Annotated in this window: 28 protein-coding genes; 22 read left to right on the forward strand and 6 right to left on the reverse strand. The window is 51.0% G+C overall.

Features of this window, described 5'->3' with window-relative positions; translation table 11 throughout:
* Positions 1–405, reverse strand: a complete 405-nt coding sequence (locus ACZ495_RS12330) for a hypothetical protein (protein ID WP_464262344.1) — start codon at positions 403–405, stop codon at positions 1–3.
* On the opposite strand from ACZ495_RS12330, the gene trbL reads away from it, so the two are divergent.
* Both trbL and ACZ495_RS12340 read left to right on the forward strand, forming a co-directional pair.
* Positions 377–1,501 (forward strand): P-type conjugative transfer protein TrbL, encoded by a 1,125-nt coding sequence (trbL, locus tag ACZ495_RS12335; protein ID WP_464262345.1) that lies wholly within the window; start codon positions 377–379, stop codon positions 1,499–1,501. The two genes, ACZ495_RS12330 and trbL, sit on opposite strands and share 29 nt — an antisense overlap.
* A 3-nt stretch (positions 1,502–1,504) precedes the next feature.
* Positions 1,505–2,122, forward strand: a complete 618-nt coding sequence (locus ACZ495_RS12340; RefSeq protein ID WP_464262346.1) for a hypothetical protein — start codon at positions 1,505–1,507, stop codon at positions 2,120–2,122.
* Here ACZ495_RS12340 and ACZ495_RS12345 read toward each other — a convergent pair.
* Positions 2,112–3,074: a hypothetical protein gene (locus ACZ495_RS12345; protein WP_464262347.1), complete on the reverse strand. Its 963-nt coding sequence runs from the start codon at positions 3,072–3,074 to the stop codon at positions 2,112–2,114. The genes ACZ495_RS12340 and ACZ495_RS12345 overlap by 11 nt on opposite strands.
* An 82-nt stretch (positions 3,075–3,156) precedes the next feature.
* On the opposite strand from ACZ495_RS12345, the gene ACZ495_RS12350 reads away from it, so the two are divergent.
* The 15 genes from ACZ495_RS12350 to ACZ495_RS12420 all read left to right on the forward strand — a co-directional run bounded on the left by ACZ495_RS12350 (position 3,157) and on the right by ACZ495_RS12420 (position 19,521).
* Positions 3,157–3,543 (forward strand): hypothetical protein, encoded by a 387-nt coding sequence (locus tag ACZ495_RS12350; RefSeq protein ID WP_407845206.1) that lies wholly within the window; start codon positions 3,157–3,159, stop codon positions 3,541–3,543.
* A 52-nt stretch (positions 3,544–3,595) separates the two neighbouring features.
* On the forward strand, positions 3,596–4,339 hold the full coding sequence (locus ACZ495_RS12355; protein WP_072312418.1) for a VirB8 family type IV secretion system protein: 744 nt from the start codon (positions 3,596–3,598) through the stop codon (positions 4,337–4,339).
* Between the two features lie 9 nt (positions 4,340–4,348).
* Complete coding sequence (trbG, locus tag ACZ495_RS12360; protein ID WP_072312419.1) at positions 4,349–5,242, forward strand: P-type conjugative transfer protein TrbG; 894 nt, start codon at positions 4,349–4,351, stop codon at positions 5,240–5,242.
* Positions 5,242–6,459: a TrbI/VirB10 family protein gene (locus ACZ495_RS12365; protein ID WP_407845207.1), complete on the forward strand. Its 1,218-nt coding sequence runs from the start codon at positions 5,242–5,244 to the stop codon at positions 6,457–6,459. The genes trbG and ACZ495_RS12365 overlap by 1 nt, the downstream gene beginning before the upstream one ends.
* Before the next feature lie 39 nt (positions 6,460–6,498).
* A complete protein-coding gene (locus ACZ495_RS12370) occupies positions 6,499–8,529 on the forward strand; it encodes a type IV secretory system conjugative DNA transfer family protein (protein ID WP_464262348.1) in 2,031 nt (676 codons plus the stop codon).
* The gene (gene traF / locus ACZ495_RS12375; RefSeq protein ID WP_072312422.1) at positions 8,526–9,050 is read left to right on the forward strand and encodes a conjugative transfer signal peptidase TraF; all 525 of its coding nucleotides are present in this window, start codon (positions 8,526–8,528) and stop codon (positions 9,048–9,050) included. The genes ACZ495_RS12370 and traF overlap by 4 nt, the downstream gene beginning before the upstream one ends.
* Before the next feature lie 43 nt (positions 9,051–9,093).
* Positions 9,094–9,588, forward strand: a complete 495-nt coding sequence (locus ACZ495_RS12380; RefSeq protein WP_464262349.1) for a hypothetical protein — start codon at positions 9,094–9,096, stop codon at positions 9,586–9,588.
* Positions 9,575–11,710, forward strand: a complete 2,136-nt coding sequence (locus ACZ495_RS12385) for a zincin-like metallopeptidase domain-containing protein (protein ID WP_464262350.1) — start codon at positions 9,575–9,577, stop codon at positions 11,708–11,710. The genes ACZ495_RS12380 and ACZ495_RS12385 overlap by 14 nt, the downstream gene beginning before the upstream one ends.
* Positions 11,707–13,866: a type I DNA topoisomerase gene (topA, locus tag ACZ495_RS12390; protein ID WP_464262351.1), complete on the forward strand. Its 2,160-nt coding sequence runs from the start codon at positions 11,707–11,709 to the stop codon at positions 13,864–13,866. Before ACZ495_RS12385 ends, topA begins: the two co-directional genes overlap by 4 nt.
* 9 nt (positions 13,867–13,875) lie before the next feature.
* Positions 13,876–14,160, forward strand: a complete 285-nt coding sequence (locus tag ACZ495_RS12395) for an XRE family transcriptional regulator (protein ID WP_464262352.1) — start codon at positions 13,876–13,878, stop codon at positions 14,158–14,160.
* 2 nt (positions 14,161–14,162) lie between these two features.
* Positions 14,163–14,348, forward strand: a complete 186-nt coding sequence (locus tag ACZ495_RS12400) for a hypothetical protein (protein ID WP_464262353.1) — start codon at positions 14,163–14,165, stop codon at positions 14,346–14,348.
* Positions 14,349–14,510: 162 nt separating this feature from the next.
* A complete protein-coding gene (gene rdgC, locus ACZ495_RS12405) occupies positions 14,511–15,389 on the forward strand; it encodes a recombination-associated protein RdgC (protein ID WP_072312426.1) in 879 nt (292 codons plus the stop codon).
* 48 nt (positions 15,390–15,437) lie between these two features.
* Positions 15,438–15,998 (forward strand): phage tail protein, encoded by a 561-nt coding sequence (locus ACZ495_RS12410; RefSeq protein ID WP_407845213.1) that lies wholly within the window; start codon positions 15,438–15,440, stop codon positions 15,996–15,998.
* 439 nt (positions 15,999–16,437) lie between these two features.
* Positions 16,438–18,201: a HAMP domain-containing methyl-accepting chemotaxis protein gene (locus ACZ495_RS12415; protein WP_464262354.1), complete on the forward strand. Its 1,764-nt coding sequence runs from the start codon at positions 16,438–16,440 to the stop codon at positions 18,199–18,201.
* Between the two features lie 84 nt (positions 18,202–18,285).
* Positions 18,286–19,521: an EAL and HDOD domain-containing protein gene (locus ACZ495_RS12420; protein ID WP_464262355.1), complete on the forward strand. Its 1,236-nt coding sequence runs from the start codon at positions 18,286–18,288 to the stop codon at positions 19,519–19,521.
* 281 nt (positions 19,522–19,802) lie between these two features.
* On the opposite strand, the gene ACZ495_RS12425 is transcribed toward ACZ495_RS12420, so the two are convergent.
* The 4 genes from ACZ495_RS12425 to ACZ495_RS12440 all read right to left on the reverse strand — a co-directional run bounded on the left by ACZ495_RS12425 (position 19,803) and on the right by ACZ495_RS12440 (position 22,099).
* Positions 19,803–20,027, reverse strand: a complete 225-nt coding sequence (locus ACZ495_RS12425) for a transposase (RefSeq protein ID WP_464262356.1) — start codon at positions 20,025–20,027, stop codon at positions 19,803–19,805.
* 85 nt (positions 20,028–20,112) lie between these two features.
* Complete coding sequence (locus ACZ495_RS12430; protein WP_464262357.1) at positions 20,113–20,754, reverse strand: aminotransferase class IV; 642 nt, start codon at positions 20,752–20,754, stop codon at positions 20,113–20,115.
* Positions 20,715–21,527 (reverse strand): chorismate-binding protein, encoded by an 813-nt coding sequence (locus ACZ495_RS12435; protein WP_464262358.1) that lies wholly within the window; start codon positions 21,525–21,527, stop codon positions 20,715–20,717. Before ACZ495_RS12435 ends, ACZ495_RS12430 begins: the two co-directional genes overlap by 40 nt.
* On the reverse strand, positions 21,524–22,099 hold the full coding sequence (locus tag ACZ495_RS12440; protein WP_407845219.1) for an anthranilate synthase component II: 576 nt from the start codon (positions 22,097–22,099) through the stop codon (positions 21,524–21,526). The genes ACZ495_RS12435 and ACZ495_RS12440 overlap by 4 nt, the downstream gene beginning before the upstream one ends.
* Before the next feature lie 211 nt (positions 22,100–22,310).
* On the opposite strand from ACZ495_RS12440, the gene ACZ495_RS12445 reads away from it, so the two are divergent.
* From ACZ495_RS12445 to ACZ495_RS12465, 5 genes are all read left to right on the forward strand, one after another.
* Positions 22,311–22,523, forward strand: coding sequence for a transposase (locus ACZ495_RS12445; protein WP_407845220.1), 213 nt, complete (start codon positions 22,311–22,313; stop codon positions 22,521–22,523).
* Between the two features lie 97 nt (positions 22,524–22,620).
* A complete protein-coding gene (locus tag ACZ495_RS12450) occupies positions 22,621–23,535 on the forward strand; it encodes an IS481 family transposase (protein WP_464262359.1) in 915 nt (304 codons plus the stop codon).
* A 34-nt stretch (positions 23,536–23,569) separates the two neighbouring features.
* Positions 23,570–24,715: a glycosyltransferase family 2 protein gene (locus ACZ495_RS12455; protein ID WP_464262360.1), complete on the forward strand. Its 1,146-nt coding sequence runs from the start codon at positions 23,570–23,572 to the stop codon at positions 24,713–24,715.
* 410 nt (positions 24,716–25,125) lie between these two features.
* Positions 25,126–25,368 (forward strand): hypothetical protein, encoded by a 243-nt coding sequence (locus ACZ495_RS12460; RefSeq protein ID WP_072312122.1) that lies wholly within the window; start codon positions 25,126–25,128, stop codon positions 25,366–25,368.
* Positions 25,343–25,906 carry a hypothetical protein gene (locus ACZ495_RS12465; protein WP_143142630.1) on the forward strand — a complete coding sequence of 188 codons (564 nt, stop codon included), beginning with the start codon at positions 25,343–25,345 and terminating at the stop codon, positions 25,904–25,906. Before ACZ495_RS12460 ends, ACZ495_RS12465 begins: the two co-directional genes overlap by 26 nt.
* Positions 25,907–25,924 lie beyond the last annotated feature (18 nt).

Raw genomic sequence — 25,924 nt, forward strand, 5'->3', positions numbered from 1 at the left:
CTAAAAAGGATCGGGATGTGAGGTCGTAAGTTTTTTCCATTTCTGATTTTTTTCTTCGTTAATTTTTTTTACTTCATCTTCAGTTGTGCGAATAAAAGTATATCTACCACCACCAAATACTTGGGGAGTAATTGTAAGTATGCCTTCTTTATTTATATTTAAAATAGCAGTTATACCATCAAATGATATGACAAACGAATCTTCTTTTTTGTCCCATTGTATTATTTGATGTTCTTTACTATCTTTAAAAATTTTTTCAGATATATATATGCATTTATTATTCATTAACGTTGTTTTTTCTGGTTTCCACCACCCATATAAATCTTCTTTGGATGTGGAATTGCAACCAACAATTAAAAAAGATGAGAAAGCAAAAATGAGAATCAATAAAAAGTATTTTTTCATTTTCCTACTCCTCTTTATTGTTATTGGTAATTTTCAAGAAGCTCAGGCCGCTAATGGTACAGCAGTATCACAAATCGTCAATATGTTTCATGGCGAATTGTCCAGATATGAATCCGTCATGCTCAAGTATGCCAAGATTATTTTCTATTGGTGCGCAGTCTTTGAAGTTGCCTGGCTTGGCGTAAAAATGACTCTGGGTAATTCTGATATGCGCGAAACAATCAAAAATTTCTGCTTCGTGTTGCTGGCTGCCGGCTTTTTCCTTGCAGTCATCAACAACTACCATACATGGACATGGAACGTCATCAATGGGTTAAAGTCAATAGCTGGAGAAGCAACAAATATTGTGAATGCTTCAGACAAGCCATTTACTATCGGGCTGAATTTAGCAGAAGGATTACTAACAAAAACAAGTTATTTAACACCAATAGACTCATTGACATATATTTTGGCAGGCATGGCGATCCTTTTTTGTTTTACGCTCATCACTTTGCAGATAATCCTCATTAAATGTGAATGCATTGTTGCCATGTGCGCGTCGTCCATTCTTCTTGGCCTTGGAGCAACATCATTTTTCCGTGATTACGCAATAAACGTATTGAGATATATACTATCTGTAGGATTTAAATTGATGACTATGTATCTTGTATTAGGCATAGGAATAAACTTTCTTTCTCAGCTTCAAATAGAAGAGAACTGGATGCAGATCGGCGTCACCATTTCTTTCTGCGTCATTTTCTACTGCCTTGTCAAAACTCTCCCCGATGTAGTGGCCGGAATTATCAATGGTTCACACGTCAGCACGGGCAATGCTCTTGCTTCCACAGTTACAGCGATGGGCGCCGGCCTTGCCGGGCTGGGCATGGCAGCTGGCTCTGGCATGGCCAATCTAGGGCGTGCGGCGCAAGCTGCAAAGGCCCAGGGCGCGCAAGGCGTGGGCGGTATGCTCAAGGGCACGGCAAGCAACCTCTGGAACGCCACCCGTGAAGCCAGCCACAACAGAGGGCAGCGTAACAACACCGTTGCTTCGTCGTTGCGAGAGAGGATCGAGGCCGCTCGCCTGGAAGCATCTAAAGGTCAGAACAAAGGGCACTAACCCATGAGCAAGAAAAATGAACGTTCAGATGGAAGGGGACATTCAATGTCTGAAAACAATACGCGCCTGCTTCAGGAATATTTTGCTGAACATCATGATCAACATCTTGCGGAATTACACCGCAGGGAGACTGTGCGTGGGAGGATGGAAGAAGCTTTTGAAAAAAGTGATGGAACGATTTCAGATGCCTTCTATCGTTTTTTTGAGGGGGAGATCGCAGCCTCCGACATCTGCATCGTGTATATGCCTGATTTTGGCGTCAACAGACGAGCTAATAAAAAGGGAAAAATCATTATCGAGGCCGTCTCCATGAATACACCGTTTGAACGAGTTGAGGATTGTTTTGAATTCCAGCTTGCGCGGAAAACTCATCTCATGGACGTAAAAACAGATATTATCAAAAGGCGTGACTATTACGATGCTATTTGCCGGTATTACAATATGCGGGTTTCCTGGGAAGATGCCATGCCCATTGTGCAGCGCGTCCTGTTCAATCCGATTTTTCGGCAGCGCTTTTTGATGACCACGGATTCTGCCACCTTGGGTGGGATCACGGCAAAACGCTTTTTGCCGTATACAGGTCAGGTTTTTTCTTTCAGAGCCTGCGCTCTCAAGAGGTAGAAAGGGGGGGTATACCTCTTTTTACGCAGGCTTTTTTAATGGTGATGGCGTTCAAGAATTTGGGTTCAATCACAACGCAGTGCTTTTTGTTCAGCATGGGGCAAGAGCTTTCTCTCAACTCATGCGTGCTGAACGAGTATACGCAGCAGATTTCTCCAGAAGAGGCGTAGCGGTTCAGTTCATCCAAAAAAGCTGCCGCATGGCGGTCAGGATTGATTATTGTGCATGCAGGAAGTTCAGGGTGGTCAGGATGATATCCTTTCAACAATTTTTTGTACTTGATGATGTATCCGGTGGAAGCTTCATGAACAACGGATTCGCCGTAGAAAATATACGGAGTTGTATAGTGGTGTTTCAGTGCGGAAATCATCAGAAATGCATTAAGATAATTTGCCTTTGGACGCCTCGGGAATGCCAGAATGGTTTTCTTGCGGAGTTCATCACCGCCTTGATCCGCAAGCTTTATCGCCATGTCCACAACAAGCCCAAGGCGGCTTGTCTTTTGCGGCACAGCGCAACGAGCCCTGCAAAAAGCCCGCTTTTCGGAAGCTCCATTTTGTCTGTACTCCCGTGCCTTGCGAGTGACTGCCTCCATAAACTCACGCGGAGCAATTTCCTCCGCATATTCATCGGGCAACAATTCGGTATCAATGCCTTTTATTTTTTTCAAGAGATTGGCGTCAGGGAACTCAGCGACGAACTCATCTTTGTGCCCAAGGATGTAGTCAGTATGTCGTCCCAAAACCTCATATTGGCAGTTTTCAGCATGCCTATGGCCGGGATTGGTTCGGAAATGCGGCGTAACACCGCAGTCTGGATTACGCGGATCGCAGCAGACAGCGGCGATTCGAGTGCGCGGCATCGCCAGGCGGCAGTTCTCATCCGGGCACATCAGTTCAGGGGTGCGACCGGTTTCCATGATGAAATCCGCCACGTCATCCGGTTCCAGCATCCTCCCGCTCTCTACGTGCCACGCATAACGGAATTTAGGCATACGGCCTCGCTTTTTTGATCAATATGAGAGGGACTCTACAATGAGCTTGTTCAAGAAGAAAGAAAAAACCTCTAAAGGTCAGAACAAAGGGCACTACCCCATGAGCAAGAAAAATGAACTGCTGGAGATACGTAAGTTTTGCGTTGATTCCAATGAGCTACGCGGCATCTGGAAGGTTATTGATGAACAACGAGAACTTCTTGAATGCTTACAGACTCACTCCTCAGAGACTTTGCAGCGCTGCCCGTGGATTGAGGGTTGGCTGGCGCGAACGGATATGTTCCTGGTCAATCTGATTCGACTCCTCGACTTGCCGGACACGGCGCCAGGGATGGGAAGATTTCCGCGCCCCTGGCCCGGCTCATATGCCTTGAAATATCAAACACCGGCACGCTCCGTGAGTTCCGTCACAACTGCCTTCGGGTAAAGTACGGGAAAAGATTTCACTCCATGATCAAACATCCATATGGAGTTTTACAATGAGCCTGTTCAGGAAGAAAGTAAAAACCGACGCCCCCGCGTCCACACCCAAGCCCACAGACGGCCATAACCCCTACCTCAATGCCCGCCAGGAATGGCTGGAACGCTACGGCTCGTACATCAGCCGTGCGGCGCAATGGCGCATGACGGCCTTCATCGTCCTGATGCTTCTGGGGGTTTCCATCACAGGCAATGTGATTCAGGCCAACCAGGTCAAAACCATTCCGTACATTATTGAGGTGGATCAGCTGGGCAAGTCCGCTGTGACTGCCCGCGCAGACCAGGCACGCGCTACTCCCCTGCGGCTGATCCAGGCGGAAATTGCCGCTTGCATAACGAACTGGCGCACTGTCACCGCGGACATAGAGCTTCAGAAGCAGATGATCCAGCGCCTGAGCTTTTTTGTGGCCGGCAGTGCCAAGGGTGTGCTGAAGGAATGGTTTACTACCAACAACCCCTATGAAATCGCCAAGGCCGGAAAACTGGTCCATGTGGAAATCAAAAGTTTGCCCTTGCCCGTAAGTGCGGATTCCTACCGAGTGGAATGGACGGAAACCGTCCGTGCCCATTCCGGTGTAGCTTTGGAAAGCCATTCTTACGAGGCTACGGTCGGAGTTCAGATCAACCCTCCCACATCGGAAGCCGTGCTGCTGCACAATCCCGGCGGCGTGTACGTCACAAGCCTGTCGGCCAGTCGTGTTTTCAAAAACTGGCCTGGCCCGTCTCCGGCTCAGGCGCAATAGGAGTTTTCCATGAGAAGAGGTTTTGCCGTTTTCCTGCTGTTGGCCTGCTGCCTTGTCTCTGGCGTCAGAGCGAACGCGGCCCCCGCGGGACAAAGCGCTCCGGAACTGCCGCCGGACTTTCTGAATATGCCGGATTTTTTGAGCAATGACACTGTGCCGTTGAGCAAACGCGAACGTCAGTCTCTCAGCCTTACCCGCGATTGGGCTGGGCGGGGTCCGGCTCCGGTGCTCTCGCACTCCGGCAAGCTGACCTATGTACACGGTGCATCTCTGCCCACCATTTTGGCCAGCCCCATGCAAGTCTGCGATGTGGAACTCCAGCCCGGGGAGAAGGTCAATGAAGTTATCGTTGGCGATTCCGCGCGCTGGATGGTGGAGACAGGTACGGCCGGCAATACTACACACCTCTTCATCAAGCCCGTGGACGCCGGTCTTGAGACAACAGCCGTGGTCACTACGGACCGCCGGGTTTATCATTTGCGGCTGATTTCCCAGCGCTCCGGCCATACTCCGTATGTGGGTTTTGTCTATGCCGATGCCATGAAGCTCCAGCTTGCGGAAAAGAAGGCCGCCAGAGAACAGGAAATCCAGCGCAATACGGCCACCATTGAGGGGAAAGAGGTCGATATCTCCGGCCTGAATTTCAATTTCGAGGTGAAAGGCAAGGCTTCCTGGAGGCCTGAGCGGGTCTTTGACGACGGGCAGAAGATTTATATCCACCTGCCGCGCAAAACAACGGAAATGCCCGTGTTGCTGGCCAAAAAGAATGGAGAAAACGTCCTGGTCAACTACCGAGTGGACGGCAAGACTCTGGTTGTAGACGGTCTGTTTGACAATATTTCCCTTCTGTTGGGCGTGGGTTCCAAAAAAGAAGAAGTGCGGATCATCAGGAAGGTTCAGTGATGAGCGACGAATCCCCCAACGCCCTTGTCATGTCACCCAAGCCGTTAGTTGCCAGAATGGGGCGCTGGCCGCTTTATGCGTTACTGGCCGTGCTTGTGTTCCTGCTTGGAGTGTTGATTTACAGCGTGAGCTTCGTGCATGACCCTGACCGCAAGAAGGAAGAAGAGATCAAAAAGCCATCTACAAGTGAAGAGGAAAAGCCGGTCTGGCTGGTAGAAGGGAGCGGTCTGGCGCTTGATCCGAAAAAGGATCAAACGAGCGGAGTTGCCATGCCTCCTGAACCGGCAAAGCCGGAACCCCTGGTAGTTGTCCAGCGTGAGGAAAAACCGGATCAGCAGGCGGAAAACATTCGCCGCGTCAAGACCCAGGCGTATATGAGCGCGCTCTCCGCGCCCCTGGTCGCCAAGCGCATGACCGACGCCAATGCCGCTGCCGTAGCTGTCAGCGCACCTGGAAGCGGCCCCGCGCCGGCCGCCGGTCAAAACGCCGTTTCCGCCACGGCTTCAGCCGGAAGCGACAACTACTATGACCCGGCCGCTGATCGGGACAAGGAAGCCTTTTTTGACCGCGCCCGCAAGGACACTTCCTGGCAGCTTCAGGAGCAGCGCACGGCCGGCATGCCGCTGGAGCTGAAAACCGGCGCGGTCATTCCTGGCGTCATGCTGACAGGCGTGAACTCGGATCTGCCCGGCAACATGATCGCCCAGGTTTCGCAGCACGTCTTTGATTCCGCCACCGGCCGGAACCTGCTCATTCCCCAAGGCACCAGAATTTACGGCGTCTATGATTCCCGTATCGTGTACGGCCAGGAGCGCGTCCTGATCGCCTGGAACCGCCTGATCTTTCCGGACGGCTCATCCATCTCCCTTGGCGCCATGCCAGGAGCGGACATGGGCGGCATGGCCGGCCTCAATGACGACGTAAACAATCACTACATGCGCATATTCGGCTCGGCGCTGATGATGTCTCTGGTTTCCGGGGGCATGGCCTACGCGATGGACGGCATGAACGACAGCACGGAAAGCAGGAACGGAACGCGCATGACCGATGAGATGACGGCCGCGCTGGCCCAGCAGCTTGGGCAGACGACGACAACGCTGCTCCAGCGCAATCTGAGTATCAAGCCAACGCTGGAGATCCGGCCCGGCTACCAGTTCAATATTGTCGTCACCAAGGACGTGATCTTCAGGGAACCCTATGCCCGCTGGCGGCGCTGATGCGTAACACGAATCCGTTTGCCACAGGAGAACTCCATCATGGCGCAACAGGAATACGGACTTCAGGAATCAACGCTCAGGCGCAAAGCCGCGCCTTGGTGGCTGCTGCTCCTGCTGCCGGCGCTGGCGCTTCTGGGCATGAGCATGGCCACGCTGAAGGCGGCTTCGGACTATGGCTTCCAGTCTGCTCTGGGGCAGCCGTGGTTTCATCTTTTCGGCATTCCGATTTACGCGCCCTGGAGCATCTTCACCTGGGAAGGCATTTCCCCGACGGTTATGGACAGGGCCATGGCCGTCGGACAGGCCTTTTTCATCCTGCCCTTGCTCTTTGCCATGCTTTGCACAGTGACCTTCCGTCGGCTCAGGGGGAATCAATATCTGCATGGTTCGGCGCGCTGGGCGCGGGAAAACGAGATCAAGCGCATGGGCTATTTCGAGGGCAAGGGCGTCTATGTGGGCGGCTGGTTCAAAAGATATGTCGGGATAGCCCTGCTGATTCGGAGACTTTTAGGTAAGCCGGATGATGAGCTGCTTTATCTCCGGCATAACGGCCCGGAACATGTTATCTGCTTCGCGCCCACGCGTTCCGGCAAAGGCGTGGGCCTGATCCTGCCTACTCTGCTGTCCTGGCCAGGCTCCAGCCTGACGCTGGACATCAAGGGGGAAAACTGGGCGCTGACATCCGGCTGGCGTAAATCTCAGGGGCATACAGTGCTGCGCTTTGCGCCTGCGGACTCGTCGGGTTCCGGTTGCGCCTTCAATCCCCTGGATGAAATCCGCCTGACCAAACTGGAAGCCGTGCAGGACGTGCAGAACATGGCGCTGATGCTGGTGGATCCTGACGGCAAGGGCATGGCGGACCACTGGACCAAGGCGGCCTTTGCCTTTTTCTCCGGGCTGATCCTGCATTGCTGCGTCATGGTGCGGCATAAAGAGGGCCGCATGCCCACGCTCCAGGAATTGACCATCATGATGTCTGATCCGGATCGTACCTCTGCGGAGCTGCTGGATGAGATGATGGCCACGGATCACGCGGAGCTGTTCCGGGAGTTCGCCCCGGACGCTGACGTGCGCGTGGGCGACGCCTGCCATATCTTCATTGCCAGTTCTGCGCGGGAAATGTCCTCCAAGGCGAAAAATGAGGCCTCCGGCGTTCTTTCGTCGGCTTTGGTAAACATGGCCATCTACCGTGACCCGATTATCAATATCAACACGGCCCGGTCGGATTTTCACATCCATGATCTCATGAATGACGAAAATCCGGTGGATCTCTATCTGGTGGCTCCACCGGACGGTATAGACCGGGTGCGGCCGCTGATGCGCCTTATGCTGGATCTGATTATCCGCCGCGTCTGCGCCAAGATGGAATTTGCCGACGGCGCGAGCAAGGTCGGCTATCTGCATCGGCTCCTGCTGATGCTGGATGAGCTTACCAGCCTGGGGAAACTGCCCATTCTGGAGAAAGCTATTGCCTACATGGCCGGTTACGGCGTCAAGCTGTACATCATAGTCCAAGACGTGAAGCAACTCAACGAGGTATACGGCAAGGACAATGCAATTTTTGGCAACTGCCATGTGCGTATTGCCTATGCGCCGAATGATCCGGACACAGCGGAACTGCTTTCCAAGATGGCCGGCAACACTACGGTGGTGGAGAAGAAAACTTCCATTTCCATCGGCAAGGGCGGGCGTACCCGCTCCATCAACATGGTAGAGACGGCCCGGCCCCTGCTGACCCCGGATGAATGCGGCCGTCTTCCCGGCGCGGAAAAGGACGCTGATGGCAAGATCACCAAGCCAGGTCATATGCTGATATTCACCGCAGGCCAGTACCCTATTTATGGGATGCAGATCCTCTATTTCAAGGATCCCACGTTCTCGCAACGCTCCAGAATGCCCGCACCGGGCGTTTCAGAAAAGTATCCCGCCGGCATCACGGATTCCCTGTATTTTCCCCGCCCTACGGAGTTGTTTTCGCCAGCGGGAACACCCCAGGAGGAAAAAATGCCGGATGTGCCGACGCAGGTTCGGCCCGCCAGCTTCGAGAGTTTTCTGGAGGAGCGGCCATGAAGGCACTGTTGGCCGTGGTTACCGCTTTCTTCCTGCTTTTGCCGCTGCTGCATCGTGCGGGGTTCCGTTTCAATCCGACGCCATCCCTGCCCAAAGGCATTTACCGCATCGCGCCCGGCGCTCCGGAGCGCGGCGATCTCGTCGCCTTTTGCCTGGAGTCTCCGGTCTGGACATCTCTGGCCAGAGAGCGCGGCTACCTTGGGGCGGGCTTCTGTCCTTCTGGACTTCAACCTTTACTCAAACGTCTGGCCGGCCTGCCCGGCGATACTGTCACGGCGACGCCTGACGGCATACAGGTCGAGCCAGTTTCCGGATCGGCCAGTACCTGGCCCGTTCCGATCCGGCACGAAGATTCTATGGGACGGCCATTGCCGGCAAGCGCACTGCGCGCCGGCGAAATTCCCGGCGGCATGGCTCTGGCGCTGTCCGGCCATCCGGGCAGCTTTGACAGTCGTTTCTTCGGACTCATCCCTCTGGCCGGTATGGTCAGGGTAGATCTCGTATGCACCTTTGAACCTTAACCAGTGGAGAACTCTGTATATGGCGGGAAAAAATCGTGACCAGATGTCTTTCATCCGCATTGGAACCGCCCATGAGCAAGAGGATATTGCGCTGTTTATGGACGAAGTTTTCAGGGAAAGCGGGGATGATTATTGGACGCAGCAGGCAAGGGAACTGCTTCACAATATGTTATCCCGCCTGATGTGGCAATGTGAGGAAGAAAACAGGCCGCTGCTGTGGTCCGATCTTATTGCTGCCCTGCGTAACCATGATTTGGGTATCGCAGCGGATGATCGGGAACAGGACGGTATTCTCGCAACGATTAATAATCAACTTCTGAAGTGGATATCTTCAGCCCTGGAGGATGTCATGAACAAGGAAGAACTGAACGCTGCGGCCACGGATGCCTTCAACCAGGCCCAGGACGATCTGGCCGTGCCTCTTGATCCTGAACTGGCGGAAGGCATGGGCGCTTTCTCGGAAGACGCCCTGACGCTGAAGGATATTCTGGACGACGCCCTTCTTGCGGCGGAAGGGGGGGAAGATGGCCGGGGATAAGAAAGAGCGGATCCCGTTCCATGAAGAGTTCGCCGGCAAGGTCATCAAAATGCTGGAGGAAGGTACGGCTCCCTGGCAGAAGCCCTGGACGCCGGCCCAGAACCTTGCGCCGCGTAATCCTCTTTCCGGCACGGTCTACAAGGGTGTGAATCGTCTGCATCTGGCGATGGCCGGCTATGAAGATCCGCGCTGGATGACGCTGAGACAGGCTAATGACGCTGGCTACCGTATCAAGGCGGGCAGCCGTTCCACGGCTGTGGTCTATTACCAGTTCACAAAGGAACAGGACAAGCTGGATGAGAATAAACAGCCGGTCCTGGGTGAAGACGGCAAGCCTGTGCGTGAAACCGTGTCGCTGGAACGGCCTATCATGCGCATGGCGCGCGTGTTCAACGCGCAGCAGGTGGAGAGTTTCCCTCCGCTTCCGGAACACGAAAAAGCCTTTGCATGGGATCCCCAGGAAAAGGCTGAGGCAGTGTTGGCCAAATCCGGTGCTGTCATCAAACATGATCAACATGACCGGGCTTTTTATCGTCCGTTGAACGATGAAATTCACCTGCCACCCAAGGGTAGTTTTGATCAGGGCGAAAAATACTATGCCTCGGCCCTGCATGAGCTGGGACACTGGACCGGCCATCCATATCGTATGAACCGGGAGTTTGGCCCCTTTGGTTCAGCCACTTATGCCAAGGAAGAACTGCGTGCGGAAATCAGTTCATGGATGGTGGGTCAGGACATTGGGGTAGGACACGATCCCGGTCAACATGCTGCCTATGTGAAGTCCTGGGTCAAGGCACTCAGGGATGATCCGCTGGAAATTATGCGTGCCTGCCGGGATGCGGAACATATCCGCGATTATGTTCTGGGGTTGGAAATGCAAAAGAAAAAGACTCATGAGCAGAGTGTGGAGCACGGAACGGACGCCATCGGCATGGCTGCGCCTTCCGGCGCTCCCGTTCAGGATCCTGCATTGGCCAAAACCTATCTTCATGTTCCTTACAAGGAAAAAGAAGCTGCTAAAGCTTTGGGGGCCAGATGGGATGGTAAAGAAAAGCAGTGGTACGTGCCGAAAGGCACGGATCTTGTGCCTTTGCGGCGTTTCATGACGCCGCTTGAACAGGCTTTTGCGGATGCCAAAGTCATTACATCGGTGCAAACCCTTTCTCCTCAGGAAGAGTTCGCATGCAAGCTGGCGGGCATGGGCCTCGATCTCAAAGGCCAGCTCCCGGAACTGGACGGCAAAACGCACAGAGTCCCCTTGCTTTCCAAAAACGGTCGCGGCCTTGACGGGGCGTATTGCCTCCACGGCGACGGCGTCCCCGCCGGCTGGGCGCAAAACCACGTTACCGGCGAGAAGGTGAAGCTCGTGGCTACCGGCATCGTACTTTCGCCGTCGGAACGGGAACGTCAGCAGCGTGAACGGGTAGCACGGCTCCAGGCGGCGGAAGCGGAACGCGCCAGAGCGCATGATGTCGCCGCCCGGCGTTGTCAGGGCATGTGGGACAGCTTCAGCCCGGCCGCTTCGTCTCCCTATCTGGAGAAAAAGGGCGTAGAAGCCTTCGGCCTCAGGGAAGATCAGGGCAACCTGATCGTTCCTCTGCGGAACATCGACGGTGAATTACGTGGTTTTCAAGCCATCGCGCCGGATGGGCAGAAGGCCTTTGCAACAGGCATTGAGAAAAAAGGCAATTTTCACCTGATCGGTGCTGAAGGCAAGGATCTGTTTCAAGGAGAGATTGTCCTCTGTGAAGGTTACGCCACCGGCGCTTCCCTGTACATGGCCACGGGCAAGCCCGTAGCGGTCGCCTTTGACTCCGGCAACCTGATTTCCGTGGCGGAAGCCATCCGCAACAAGTTTTCCAACATCGCCATCACCATCTGCGCGGATAATGATCACTCCATGAAGAGGGACGGCAATCCCTACAATGTGGGGGTGGAAAAGGCCAGACAGGCGGCGCAAAAGGTCAACGCCAAGATCAAGGTTCCCACGTTCACCGATAAGGAAAAGGCCCAGGGCCTGACCGACTTCAATGATCTACACATGACGCGCGGCCTTGAGGCCGTCCGGCGGCAGGTCGGCATGGAGCGCGGCAGGAATCAGGACAGGGAGTTGAGCCGATGAAGCTGCTGATTGTGGAAAGTCCCGGCAAGATCAAAAAATTGCAGGACATTTTAGGATCGGAATGGCGCGTTGCCGCCAGCTGCGGGCATGTGCGCGATCTGCCAAACCAAGGCTATGGTCTGGAGCCACCGGATTTCACTCTCCGATACACGGAAACCAAGCCGGATGTACTCAAAAAGCTGGCCGTTCTGGCCAGGGGAGCTGAGGCAGTGTTTCTGGCATCTGACCCGGACCGGGAAGGAGAAGCCATTTCCTGGCATCTGAAGGATGCGCTGGGACTCAGGACCTACAAGCGCGTGACCTATACGGCTATCACTCCCCAGGATGTCCGGGCCGGCTTGGACAATCCGCGCGACATCGACATGAACCTCGTCCACGCCCAGGAAGCGCGTCGAGCTCTTGACCGTTTGTGCGGCTACAAGGTTTCCGGGCCTCTGGGCCGGGCGGTACAGGAAGAAAAAATGTCCGCGGGGCGGGTGCAAAGCCCGGCTGTCCGGCTTGTGGTGGAGCGGGAACGGGGGATCCGGTCCTTTGTCTCTACCACCCATTACGGGGTGGAACTGCTGTTTGAAGCCGTGGAAAATATTTCCAATGGCTGGAAGGCGGCCTGGCTGCCCAAGGAAGGCTGGCTGGAAGAGGGGCAGGAATATTTCCTGGACCAGACCGCTGCCGGGAAGATAGCCACTCTGCGGACTCTGGATATTCTCTCCTGCGAAGAGAAGGAAAGCCGCACACCGCCGCCTGCGCCTTTCACAACTTCTTCCTTGCAGCAGGCATCCAGCAATGCGCTCAAATTCAAGCCCAAGAAGACCATGGAGCTGGCGCAGAAACTCTATGAGGCCGGGCATATTACCTACATGCGCACGGACAGCCCCAACTTGAGCGAAAGCGCCATTACCGAAATCCGGGCTTATTGCGACGCACAGGGCTGGCCCTTGTCGGCCATGCCGCGCACCTGGAAGAGTAAGTCCGGCGCACAGGAGGCACATGAGGCCATTCGTCCCACGCATGTGGACGTGGAAGAGGCCGGAGAAACTGACGATGAGAAAGCCCTGTACCGGCTGATCCGCATCCGGACGTTGGCCAGCCAGCTTGCGGATGCCGTCTTTGACGTGCGCGTGGCTCGGCTCGCCGGCGACGTGGACGGCAGAAAGGCCGTGTTCGAGGCCAAAGGCCGGACGCTTCGGGAACAAGGCTGGAAGGTGGCCATGGCTGCGGACGCTTCCCTGGCCGACGCGGAAGAGGTGGAGCCTGACAACGCCGTACCGGACCTCAAGGTCGGATGCCAGGCAACGGCTATCCAGGGCGAAGTGAAGACGAAAAAGACAAAACCCGCCTCCCGTTTCTCCGAGGCCTCGCTGATCCGAGAAATGGAAAAGCGTGGTATCGGCCGGCCGGCCACCTATGCCGCCATTCTGGAAAACATCACGTCACGAGCCTATGTGAAAGAAGAAAAAGGTTTTCTTGTACCCACGCCGCGCGGGGAAAAATTGGTGGACGCCCTGGTGGGTGCATTCGGCTTTCTGGACCTGGATTTCACCAGCCATATGGAAGAACGCCTTGATGACGTGGCCGGAGGTAAAGTCGGTTATGCGGAGTGCATCGGCGTGTTTCACACCCAGCTCATGGAAGAACTGGACAAGTTCGTCCAGGCGCATACCGTCCCTTGTCCGGCCTGCGGTGATCGAGAGCAGTTCCGTCATATCTACTCCAGGGAAAAAGGCTGGAATTTCTGGGGTTGCAAGGTCTGCGGAGCTACTTTTGCCGATGACAACGGCCGGCCTGGTCCCAAACGGGAAAAGGGGACCAGCGATCTGACGGACTTCTTGTGCGAAAAGTGCGGCAAGCCTCTTCAGCATCTCAAGGGTACGAAAAAAAATGGTTCCGGCCAATATGACTTCTTCGTCTGCTCCGGCAAGGAGTGCGGCGCGAAATATGCCAATGTGAACGGTCAGCCCGTTGTCCATGAACTTCCGGCGCTGTCCGAACACAAATGCAAAAAATGTGGCAAGCCTCTGGCGTTGTTTGAAGGCACAAGTCGGGCGGGCAAGCCTTACAAAAAATTCAACTGTTCTGGTTACCCCCGTTGCCGGCAAAGTTATTGGGGAAAGGATGACGGTACGCCAGACTATGAAAATCCCGTCAAAACGAAGTAGGAGGGTAATGTGAAAAAAAAACGTCTTTCAGCAATGTTTGAAAACAGTGTTGCCATTCAGGACGGGGCGCATGAAGAAGTACTTTGTCCGCATTGCGACGAACCTCTGGTTTTTGGTATGAAAGATAATGCGCATGAGTTTTCCATAGGGTTGACAAAAATCCTTGAGTGTCTGGTTGTCGCGGAACACATGGGATATGTTCCCCCATTCCCAGATGACTGGTGGGTGTCGGCAAGCAGACGTTACGCTTTTATCCCGGACGTTCGGAATCATTTGCAGCATAAAAGGGAGTAGACATGCACGTTTACAAGCTGAAAACAGGACTGCAACCTATCAAGCTTATCGAAAAAGAGCAGTTTGAGCGAGATACCGGCAAACAGTCTCCCTGGTATCAGAAAAATGGGGATGAAATGGTTCAATACGCAGTCTGTCCAGCTTGTGACAATCCGATACAAATCATTGCATTGTATAAAGAGCATTGAATTTATTGTTTCATTGGGAAATGAAAACGTATTCAACAAGGTTCTCGAAGTTGACCCCATGCGTTTTCACAATCTTGTCAATCTGCCACCGGAAAAATCTCACCGCAAACAAAACCTACTTGCTATTGCGGAAGAGATGATTCCTTTATGATTGGAGAGAGTATGTCCGGTTTCATGAGTTCCAGCACGGCAATGAAAATTTTTGAGGCCCAAGCCAAAGAACCTGACTTTGACAAATTGCGGAAATACGCCTTTAGGCCTGCTCCCGGCCCTGATGGCAAACGCATCGGCTGGGTCGGCCTCGGTGATCCGCTTGACCTGGATTTCAGCTTCGGCATCAACTTCGGCCGATTCATGGCTTTTTCTTTGCGAATCGACGAACGCAAGCCCTCCAGTGCGGCTATCAAAATACGCCTGGCGGAAGCCCTCAAGGAGGAGGCCGACAGCGACGGCAAGGTGTCGGGCAAACGTAAGAGAGAATTGAAAGAGGCCATTATAGCTATGGTCACTTCCAAGACCGATTTCATTCCGTCCCTGACTGACTGCATCTGGGATTTGGACGCGCAGCGTTTCTATGTCTCCACGGCTTCAGATGGGGTCCTGACCATCCTGCTGGAGTTGTTTAACAAAACCTTTGGTGTCACTCCCTTTCCCATATCGCCCAAGACAGATATGGCCACTCTGTTCGCCAAGGTGTTCCAGAAAAGTATTTCCGTGGATGGCGGCACTGAAGTCAGCGCCAATGGCTACTCCGTGACGCTGGCTACGCCGGAACAGCAAGAAAACAAGGCCCACGTCGCTGTTGTCAACAATCAGGGAGCCGTGGCGACGGCTCTGGAAGAAGGTCTGCGGATCACCAAAATGGCTTTGCTTGCTGTGAACGGGGAGCAGGAACTGCCCTTTACCCTGGCTGATGATCTGACCCTCTCGGGTTTGAAGCTGCCCAAGGGGGAAAAAGGCGATGACGCCGAAGTTACGTTTTTCCTGAAGGCTGAGGCTTGCGCGCATGTGGCCCATATCGTGGAAACCCTGAGCAAGTAATCTTACATGGGCTGGCGTTTGGCCAGCCCATTCCTCTAGAGGTTCCAGATGCAAAAAAATCGCGCCTACCCGCTGATTCTGTTTTTTTTCCTGCTGTTGGCTTTTCAACCTGCGCTTGGTGCCGACTCCACCAGCTTTGACCCCACAAAGGTCGCTGTAAAGGCCAAAGGCTCTGGCGGCGTCCCGGTTGGAACCATCATTTCATGGCCAGTTGCGACGAATCCGGACGATATGGACAACTGGCTGGAATGTAACGGACAATCCATATCACAGTCAGTTTACCCGGAACTGTTTGCGGTTGTAGGGCCGCAGGTGCCGGATCTGAGAGGCTTGTTCCTACGCGGTCTGGGTGGCAATAGCGCAGCGCTCGGCGTCCAGCAGGGAGATGCAATACGAAATATAACTGGAACATTTGGTGGGCATGCCATTGGCTGGAAAGGCGGGTGGGGTAGTGGCCCATTTTATTCATGGAACTCTGGAGATAGAGGGTCAGGAGGCAACGGACAAGGGACATCATGGGGCTTTGATGCCAGCCGCGTTGTCCCTACAGCTGATGAAAACCGTCCTGTAAACACGGCCGTGCGGTATCTCATGCGCGCCCGGCTGTAATCTAGCTGGCTTTGGGATTTCGTGCGTCTAGGTTGCGCAAAAATGTTGGGTCACAAGGGTAATAGATCTTTTATTTACTCCGATAAAAGGATAGAAAATTATTTAGCTAGGAATAAGATTAGAATTGCAATGCTGACTAAATAGAGCCTTTAATTCTCAGGGCTAGCTCGGAAAAATACAAATCAATTGAGATTCAATATGTTAGAAGCAAAAAATATTAATCGAGATGCAGGTTGTTCATTTTTTGCACATTTTTTGCATCTCTCTCTCTCTCTCTCTCTCTCTCTCTCTCTCTCTCTCTCTTGACACTGTATGACCGCGCTTTAGGCGCGGTGCTGGCATTTGTTCAGCTAGAGCGTGCTGATAACGCGTTCTAGCTGTTTTTTGTATTTTTGCCAAAGAAAACTTAAAAAATACAAAAACACCGTTGGAGGGCGTTATGGGTAACTTGAAATTGAGAACAAAACTAATTTGTGCATTTTCAGGAATTTTATTAATACTAATTATATCGTCAGGTATCACAATCAACAATTTGCTAAAAATTGAAAAAGACGTCAGCTATATTAATGGGTCATGGAATCCATCTTTAGTTGCAATCATGACAATGAATACTGAATTGGCACGCATTAGATTTGCTGTGTCCGGTAGTATAGGTGAAAATGATAATAATATTGTTAAATTTTACGAAGAATACATCAAGGAAAGATTGCAAGTCGTCGAGTCAAATCGTGCTATTTATAAAAAAATATTAGAAGCAGATGAAGAAATTGATCCTGAAGACATGCGTCTATTAGATGAGATTGAAAAACTTTCTCCCCTCTTTATCCAATTAAGAGCACACATTTTTTCTCTTATCAAAGAAGGACGGCATGAGGAAGCGAGACAAATTTTTAATACAGAATACCGTCCATTGTATGAAAAGTTGAGAAAAGTATATGAAACAATAGTGAATTTGAATGTTCAGGGCACAAAAAGTGCTTTGGAAGCTATTGATGAGACTGGACACTTTTCTCGTATTTTGGCCATCAGCCTGACGGTAGTCGGATTTTTCATAAGCGCGATAATGGCCAGCCTAATTATTCGTTCTGTTAATACCCAACTGGGTAAGGATCCTGGCGAGCTGGCTATCATTGCGCAAAGAGTAGTTGATGGTGATTACGCAATTGATGATGATAGTATAAAGAAAGGCATCTACGGTTCCATTGTAGAAATGGTTATAGCGCTGAAGCAGCATATTGAACATGCTGAACAAGAATCAGAAAATGCCAAAGAGCAGTCAGCTAAAGCTCAGGCTTCGATGATGCAAGCCGAAGCTGCAAGCAAGGAAGCTCAAAAGAAGACTGAAACAATGTTACAAGTGGCAGATCGGCTGGAGCAGGCAGGAAGTGTCATTTCTTCAGCCTCCGCAGAACTCGCGGCCCAGATTGAACAATCTGATCGTGGTGCCGGGGAATCTGCACAACGTCTTTCCGAGGCAGCTACCGCCATGAATGAAATGAATGCTACGGTGCAAGAGGTCGCAAGAAATGCCGCTGCAGCCTCAAGCGCTTCGGCAGAAACCAGGGAAAAAGCACAGCATGGCGCTTCTATTGTAGATCAGTCCTTGCAGAGCATTGAAGGCGTTCGCCATATTTCTTCCCGACTTAAAGAAGATATGAGTCAGCTCCATGGGCATGCGCAAAATATTACCAGAATAATGGGGGTCATTTCTGATATTGCTGACCAGACAAATTTGTTGGCCTTGAACGCAGCAATTGAAGCTGCCCGAGCGGGAGAAGCCGGGCGTGGTTTTGCTGTTGTTGCTGATGAAGTCCGCAAGCTGGCTGAAAAAACTATGGCCTCTACAACGGATGTCAGTAGTGCCATTGCTGCCATACAAGACAGTACTGAAAAAAGCATGATCAGTATGGATGATGCCATGGAACAGGTAAGCCAGGCTACAGAGCTTGCCGGGCTGTCCGGTCAGGCTCTCCAGGAAATTGTGGCCACGGTTGATGTCACAGCAGATCAGGTACAGGCCATTGCCACAGCCAGTGAAGAACAATCCGCTGCCAGTGAGGAAATCAACCAGTCAATTATCCAGGTGAATGACATGGCAGGGCAAACTGCGGATGCCATGCATGAAGCGGCCAGGGCTGTATCAGATTTGGCTATCCAGGCACAAGAACTCACTAGCATTATTCAGAATCTGAAAAATGCATAATTGTCCAGCTTCTACTTGATTAGGTAGTTGGTAATCCTCCAAATAAGAGATTACCAGCTACCTAAGTAACGGGATGAGATAGGTATGCTCAAAGATTTTTTTGTTGCACGCCAACCTATTTTTGACCATTCCGGTAAGCTTTGGGCCTTTGAGCTGCTTTTTCGCACTGGGCTTTCTGAACATGCGGCAATAATTGATAATCCCGATGCGGCCACCATGCTGGTAGCCTCTGGTGGATTTTTACGTGCCACATCGGGACTCCCCGACAACATCAAACTATGCATCAATTTCACTGAAAAACTGATTTTCCAGCGCTTTCCACTGGCGCTGCCTCCCCAGAAAACAGTTATCGAAATTCTGGAAAATGTCCCTGTCACTCCAAAACTGGTGGAGCGCCTCAGGGAATTAAAGGCAGAAGGTTACATGATTGCCCTTGATGATTTTGTAGGAGACCCCAGTTATAAGGATATCTTCCCGTATATTGATATTATCAAGCTTGATTGTTTGGGACACTCTGTCGCCGAGGTCATAGATATAAAAAAGCGGTTTTCAGGCACTAAATGCCACTTTCTGGCTGAAAAAGTGGAATCTGAGGCGTATTTTTTAGCGCTCCGAAAGCATGGTTTTTCTTTTTTTCAGGGCTACTATTTTGCAAAACCTCAGATACTACGAGGCAAGAGGTTTACGAGCTTTACGGCGGTGCGTCTCAAGCTGGCTGCTGAAACTGAAAAAGACACGCCAGATATAAGGAGCATCCTTGCTATAGTACAATCTGATGTTTCGCTCAGCTACAGGTTATTAAGATATATTAATTCCACGACTTTTTCGTTCAGTAATAAAATTACTTCCATTCGTCAGGCGTTGATCCTGCTAGGCGTAATAAAAGCAAAGTACTGGCTACGCCTCATGCTGTATGCAGACATGCTCAGCCCCGATGCCAATCCTGAAATTCTCCGTATGGCGTTGCAGCGCGCACATTTTCTGGGTGAGCTGGGCGTCGCTTCAAACTTTACCGCATCAAAAAATGAGAGTCTATTTCTTGTGGGCATGTTTTCAACCCTTGAGGCCATACTAGGCATGCCCATGAACACCCTCCTTAGAGAATTGCCCCTGAGTGATGAAATCAAGAGATCTCTTCGGGGCGAACCCGGCATGTATGCCGACTACCTTGCCCTTGCCGTAGCCATGGAGCTTCTGGATTTTACCCGCGCAAACAAACTGGCCAGAGTGCTTTGTCTGCCAGAGAACATAGTCTCGAAGTCTTTTGAACTGGCCATAGAAAAATCCGACGCCATGATGAACCAGCTTGCTGATGTGTAGCAAGCTCAAGGCCTAGTGAGGTTACAAGTATACTTTAACTATCTGTTTGCCTAAGAAAATTTGAAAGGCCGACAAGCACAAATAGTTCTGGGTATGTGTCGGACTGGTCAACAATGCGCGGAATAGGTCATCACTTCCCGGTCGCAAGTATCTAGGTGTAGAGTATCAACGCGTTGTTCACCCTCCTAGCCTCGAAGCTGGAGGTTTTCTGCCAAGAGCTGAATGTGGCCGCAGAAAGTTGTTGAGGTGGTCCGGTTTAGTTGGACAGGTTGGCGACGTTGTTAAGCTCTAGCTGTAGAGCTGTTTTCCTTCCTGGCCTCTTCAGTCTTGATTTCTCCGGCAAAGATGCCCGACGCGGACTCTTTGAGCTGCTTCACCCATTTATGGATCAGCGTCTGGTGGACGCCAAACTCGGCGCTGAGTTCAGTAATGGTTTTTTCTCCGGAAAGGACGACTAGGGCCACTCTGGCCTTAAATGCCGGGGCATGGTTCTTTCGCTTGGACACGGTAGTACTCCTTGTGTAGGTGAGTAGCTATCATACCTGTCCGAATTTTGGGGGGCACTTCTGCCTGGGCGAGCATCATCCTTGTTCAAGGTAAATCTGGCAAAAATGAAAATGTGTGTAATGAAGGCGAATGCGAATTTTCTGTGTTTTTTTGGGTGATTATTGTAAATGAAATTGCATCATCCAGATCAAGCATGGCATTGATCAGAAAAACACGACGATAGTTGTAAAGGTCATCAACAGTAATAGTGGTTTCACGTACAATTCCTTTGTTTACCAGATTTGATCGTTGTACGCCCGGCAGAAGAAAAGTTGTTGGTGTAAAAAGCCCTGCGTCACTTTCAAATACCAGATTTGAAAAAGTCGTATCGGTGATGGCTCCGTTTTTTACAATAATTATTCCATCGTGGCCGGATGCTTTTTTTAACGCTTCAAGCGCTGACCTGTCGCAGGATTTCCAGCCGTAGCTTATGGCTGGAGCCTCAATCAGCGCGAGGGTTGTGATCTGTCGGCGCACGTATGGGATAAATTCAACACTCTCTATTTTTTGAGAATACGTTACACGGCAACGGTACAGGCCATTTTTATACATTGGGGGAACGCTTATGGAGAACACAGGAGGGGGGCAGTCTGGAAAAAAATGTTGCACGGTCTTTGTTAATCTTGCCATGTGCAGGTCAAGATTTATTATGTTGCCGTCGAACACTTTAATGGTTTCAAAAAACATATTGTTCTCACAATGGTAAATAAATTTTCTGCAGTGTTTCCTGATATTCGTTCTTCCAGTTGCTGCGCGCCGTAACCCCCCCCCCGCTTCTGAAAAAGAAGCTGCCCCTCAATCTCTGAGCTGGCCTGAAAAAGCTCCCCCGCATTTGTTGTAATCTTTTCTACATATCTGAAGCGTTTTATATGTACGTCATCAGCCCACATGCTGATGTCATTTCGCAATAGATCAACAATGGTGTTATGTTCTTCAGTCTCTTTTATATCATCGAGAAGCGACTGCTCGGCATTTGGCAGCGCCGCGTCTATGGTTCCCTTCATCGGGTTTGTGAAAATACGCCCGGTAGAACTGATTTTAACAAAACGCTCTGGAGAAAAGCAGACAAATCGTTCCGGAATGTAGAGCTGATAGGGCGAACTGCTCTGTAAAAAGATGGATTCAAGCGAAGTTGTGCAATGTATAGGGGTGCGCACCGTAAGATTTGTTAGATAGGTATCGCCTCGCAGAAGTGCCTTTTGCACAATATCCCATTTGCGCTTGTACAGCTCAGGGGGCAACGGCTCAGGTGCGATGTCACCTTTCTGGTCTTTTGTGTGGCGTGTTTTTTTGTTGCCCGCTGAGGGCGTGCAGAATCCTATGGCCTGTTGATGCAGGGGATTCTCAATGAATAGTGCTTCATCCCCCTCAAAATTAACAGCAAACAGGTAGGGACGCCCCTCGGGGGATGCTTTGTTAATCAACTCTCGTACTAAGCTGATATCACTGTAAAACATCATTGATTTGCCAAAAAGTTTGAAACCATGCGGCACCCGTGCGGGGTCAGAAAAGATTCGGGATGAAACTGGACGCCGTGTACATTGTACTGCCTGTGGGAAAAAGCCATTATGTGTCCATTGTTGTCTTCTGCCGTGATGCGTAACTCTGCGGGAAAGGTATTTCTGCTCACACACCACGAGTGGTACCGACCGACCTGTATCTGTGCGGGCAAGTTGGAAAACAGGCCGCTTTGTTCCTTGATATTTATGGTAGACTCAACGCCGTGAAAAACTTTTGGAAGATTAACAAGTTGCGCACCGCAGCAAAGGGCTAATGCCTGGTGCCCCAAGCAAATACCAAGAATAGGTTTAGTATGCATATGACGGCGCAAGAAGTCCATGAGCCCTCCCGCTTCTTCCGGCAACCCCGGGCCTGGAGAAACAATAACGGCATTGGCTTTGTCTGCCAGTTCATCTGTAAGCTCGTCATTTTTGGCGATGCACAGGCTGTCACTGATTGTACATAAACCTTTTAGCAACTGAACAAGGTTGTATGTAAACGAATCATAGTTATCGATCAGCAGGATGCGCATTATATCTGTGGTCCTTTAAGTAAATTGAATTGTCATTTGCTCAAACGTGGCTGATATGAAGCGCTGTAGAAGCCTCGCACGACTGACCGTTAAAGGCAAAGAGAAGTGCTCCCCCAAATTTGGACAGGTATGATAGCTAGTTATTCAGCAAAGGAGAGTACCTATATCCAAGAGAAAAAACCATGCCCCGGCGTTCAAGGCCAGGGTGGCGTTGCCCGCCCTTTCCGGCGAGAAAAACGTTGCCGAACTCAGCGCCGAGTTTGGCGTCCACCAGACACTGATCCATAAATGGGTGAAGCAGCTCAAGGAGTCGGCAGCGGGCATCTTTGCCGGAGAAATCAAGACTGAAGAGGCCAGGAAGGAAAACAGCTCCAGGTACTTCATGCCAAAATCGGTCAGCTTACTGTGGGACGCGATTTTTTAGCCAAGGCCTAGGTGTAGTGTTCCAATAGGTTGTTCACCCTCCCCCAAGTCGGTAAAGCTGGAGTTAACAGACAACAGCAAACCGATCGAGGGAGAAGGTGAACAGCCATAAGAATGCCAAACTGACCGCAAGAGGTCGAGAAGAAATGATACAGCGGATGCGGGACAATCCTGCCGCTACGGTGGCGGCAGGATTTGGAGTAAGCCTGCGAACCGCCAGAAAATGGATGAAGCGATACCGTGAAGGAGGTCTTGCTTCTTTAGCAGACGCCTCTTCTCGGCCTCGACATTGCAGAAATCGGCTGACGGAGCTGGACGTTTCCAGAATTTTTGAGTTGCGGAAAAAGCGACAGACTGGCGACGCAATCGCATTACGCCTTGGCCTGTGCCGCAGCACTGTGTTTCGTGCCTTGCGCAGACTCGGCTGCTCCCGGCTTTCTTCTTTGGAAGAAAAAGAGCCGGTACAGCGTTATCAATGGGCGAAGCCGGGGCAGATGCTTCATCTGGACATCAAGCGTCTCGGCAAGATTGATGGAGTTGGTCATAGGAAGACGGGGACACGGCAAGTCCGTCGGCGTCGACTAGGTTGGGAATATTTACATGTATGTGTGGATGACGCTTCCAGGGCCGCGTATACGGCAGTACTGCCGGATGAAACGGCGGAATCTGCCATAGAGTTTTTGTGGTTTGCCATCGCGTGGTATGCTTCGCACGGCATCAAAGTAGAACGAATTCTGACGGACAATGGCGCTTGCTATAGGTCTTGGAAATTTCGAGACGCTTGCCGTGAGTTTGGGATAACGCATAAACGCACACGGCCTTATAGACCACAAACCAACGGCAAGGCAGAGCGCTTCATTCGAACAGCATTGAATGAGTGGGCATACGCCGAAACGTATACCCACTCATGGAAAAGAACAGCTTATCTGCCGATATGGACGCATCGGTATAATTTCTTGCGACCACACTCGGCTCTTGGCAGAAAACCTCCAGCTTCGAGGCTAGGAGGGTGAACTCTGATCAAATCAACTAAAGTAAGGAATAATAATGGCACCTCTAATGCCTCTCATCTCAGTTATTATCCCCTGTTATAATTATGCCCATTTTTTACCTGATGCTATCAATAGTGTGTTGAATCAGCAAAAAAATGGACAGCCCATTGAAATTATTATTGTAGATGACGGCTCTTCGGACAACACTGCCGCAGTTGCCCAAGGCTTCGCTGGCAAAATTCGTTATATCCACCAAAGTAATCAGGGGCTTTCAGCAGCGCGTAATACTGGTATCCGAGCAGCGCGCGGTGATTATCTTGTTTTTCTTGATGCTGACGACTTGTTGACCCCTGGAACACTGGCAAGTCAGCTGGATAACTTTACGGCCCATCCAGAGCTAGACCTCAGTGTCTGCCTGAGTCTTCAGACTGTTCAACACAAAGATAATTCAGAAAAATATTCGTGTTATCTATGGCCCCTCAAATGCGCTCATCTTGATATGCATATTTGTCACAGCACTGTTTCGCCCATACACACGTTTATGTTGCGTGCAGAAGCTGTGCAGGCAATCGGTTTCTTCAATACAGACCTCAAAGCCTGTGAGGATCATGATTACTGGTTGCGTTGTGCAACTCAGGGACAACGCATTGGAATCAATCCCCATGCTCTGGTCATTTACCGACAACACGGTTCAAGCATGATAAATTTCAAATCACAACAACTTGCTCACAGCGCTGCGCTTCGCTTTAAGATCAGCACATTGCTAAAAAACAATCCCCAATTTCCCCAGGCAGGAAAATTTTTTGGATGGCTGGCACATGCTGCTGGAACTATTCGCAGTGCGTATGATATTCACTCCAGCTCGTCACAGTTCGCACTGAAACTTCTGGAAGAATCAATTCAAGCGATACTGAAAGCCGCGACATTAACGGCGATGGTAAAAACAGAGGATCATCATCTAATCCTTGCAGAACAGTTTTTTAGCGCATCGTTCCTTCTGATGGCTAAAAAATTTTCTCACGTAGCCGTCAAGCAGCTGCAGCAATCTATTGATTTTATTATATATCGCTACCCACAGCTTTCAATGCTCAGCAGCAATATGCTGCACGAACAACAAAAGAAACTGCTTCAATCATTGTGTTGTAGCCAAGAACAAGTGCAGATGACTATAAAGGAAAAAATCAAATTGAATTCATATTGATATTAAAGTTAATAAAACTAAAAAGTATAATTAAATAGGCTATAGTATAGATATGCTAGCCAGTTGCCTCCCTTCGCTTGCGTGCGTGTAGCATGGAGTTCTTCAGCCTCGTATTGACGGGTCAATTTCATAAGATTTGTTCTGGTTCTGCGCGCTATGGGCCTGTGCTCCAACTCTTTGCGCTTTTCCGCCGAACCGTACCCACGCAGAAACAGCCCCCTCAGATCCGGCATTTTGGGACCTACAAGCGCAAACAGTTCCGGGGGCGGGCTGGCTGGCAAAGCGTTGCCGAGCGCGGAAAATCAAGATATAAGGAGTGGATACGGCTGCCTGCTTAAGCTGGTACTTGTAGCGCTTCAGGCCTTCACGTATATTTGTTCAGTCAAGAGTTTTTACGCTTGGAGGAAGCAATGCGGGAACCAAATTTGAAATATTTTTCCAAGGAAGAAGAAAAGTCCGTCAGACAGCGTGCAATGGCTTTGTATGATCAGGGATGCGATGAAGAGGGAGATTCTTTACTTGACTCACTGCCGATGCCCGCAGAATACCTTCAAACCTTGAAAGAATGTATGGGGCTTGATGCATTGATAGAGGAAGGTGTTAACCTTTCCAAAGCGGTGGAAAAATATGGTCAAAACTGGCTTGCCTCTTAATTTTGTCAAATTCCTTCAGCGCTCTGATAATATCAGAGAGGAGCTGTTTCAAGGTCCTAGTGGTATTCGATATGCGAAAGCCCTGCAAAAAACAGCTTCAGAGATGGCCCTTGCGCTGAAGGCCAAGGATTTTGACACATTGCTGGCTATGGAAAAACTTGCGGTTCAGCGTGACTTCAGAGTGTATGAAACAGAGTTGGCCCAAAAATCGGAAAATGGCCATAAGCAAATCATGGAGCGCTGGCGAATCGGCTGCGACCCCCAAAAGGCCAGGGAAGATTTCCAGGCTACCTATGCGCCGGAGAACCTGCCTAAAGCCCGCGTCATGGATACCGTCATGGAAAGCCTGATTAAAACCCAATGCAGGCGTTTATCCGATTATGCCAAAGGAAATGCCACTCCGGCGGAAAAGCTCTACTTCTCGCGGCGTCAGGAATGTCTGAAGGCTGTGTACAAAGAGCATATGCTGCATATCTCCCAGGCCTTGGGACAAAGCAAGGCTCAGGAAAGGGACAGGGATAACTCACTGGTGCGCTGACTTTTCTGTGAAGAAGAA

The organism is Desulfovibrio sp. GTC20076 (assembly GCF_055385905.1).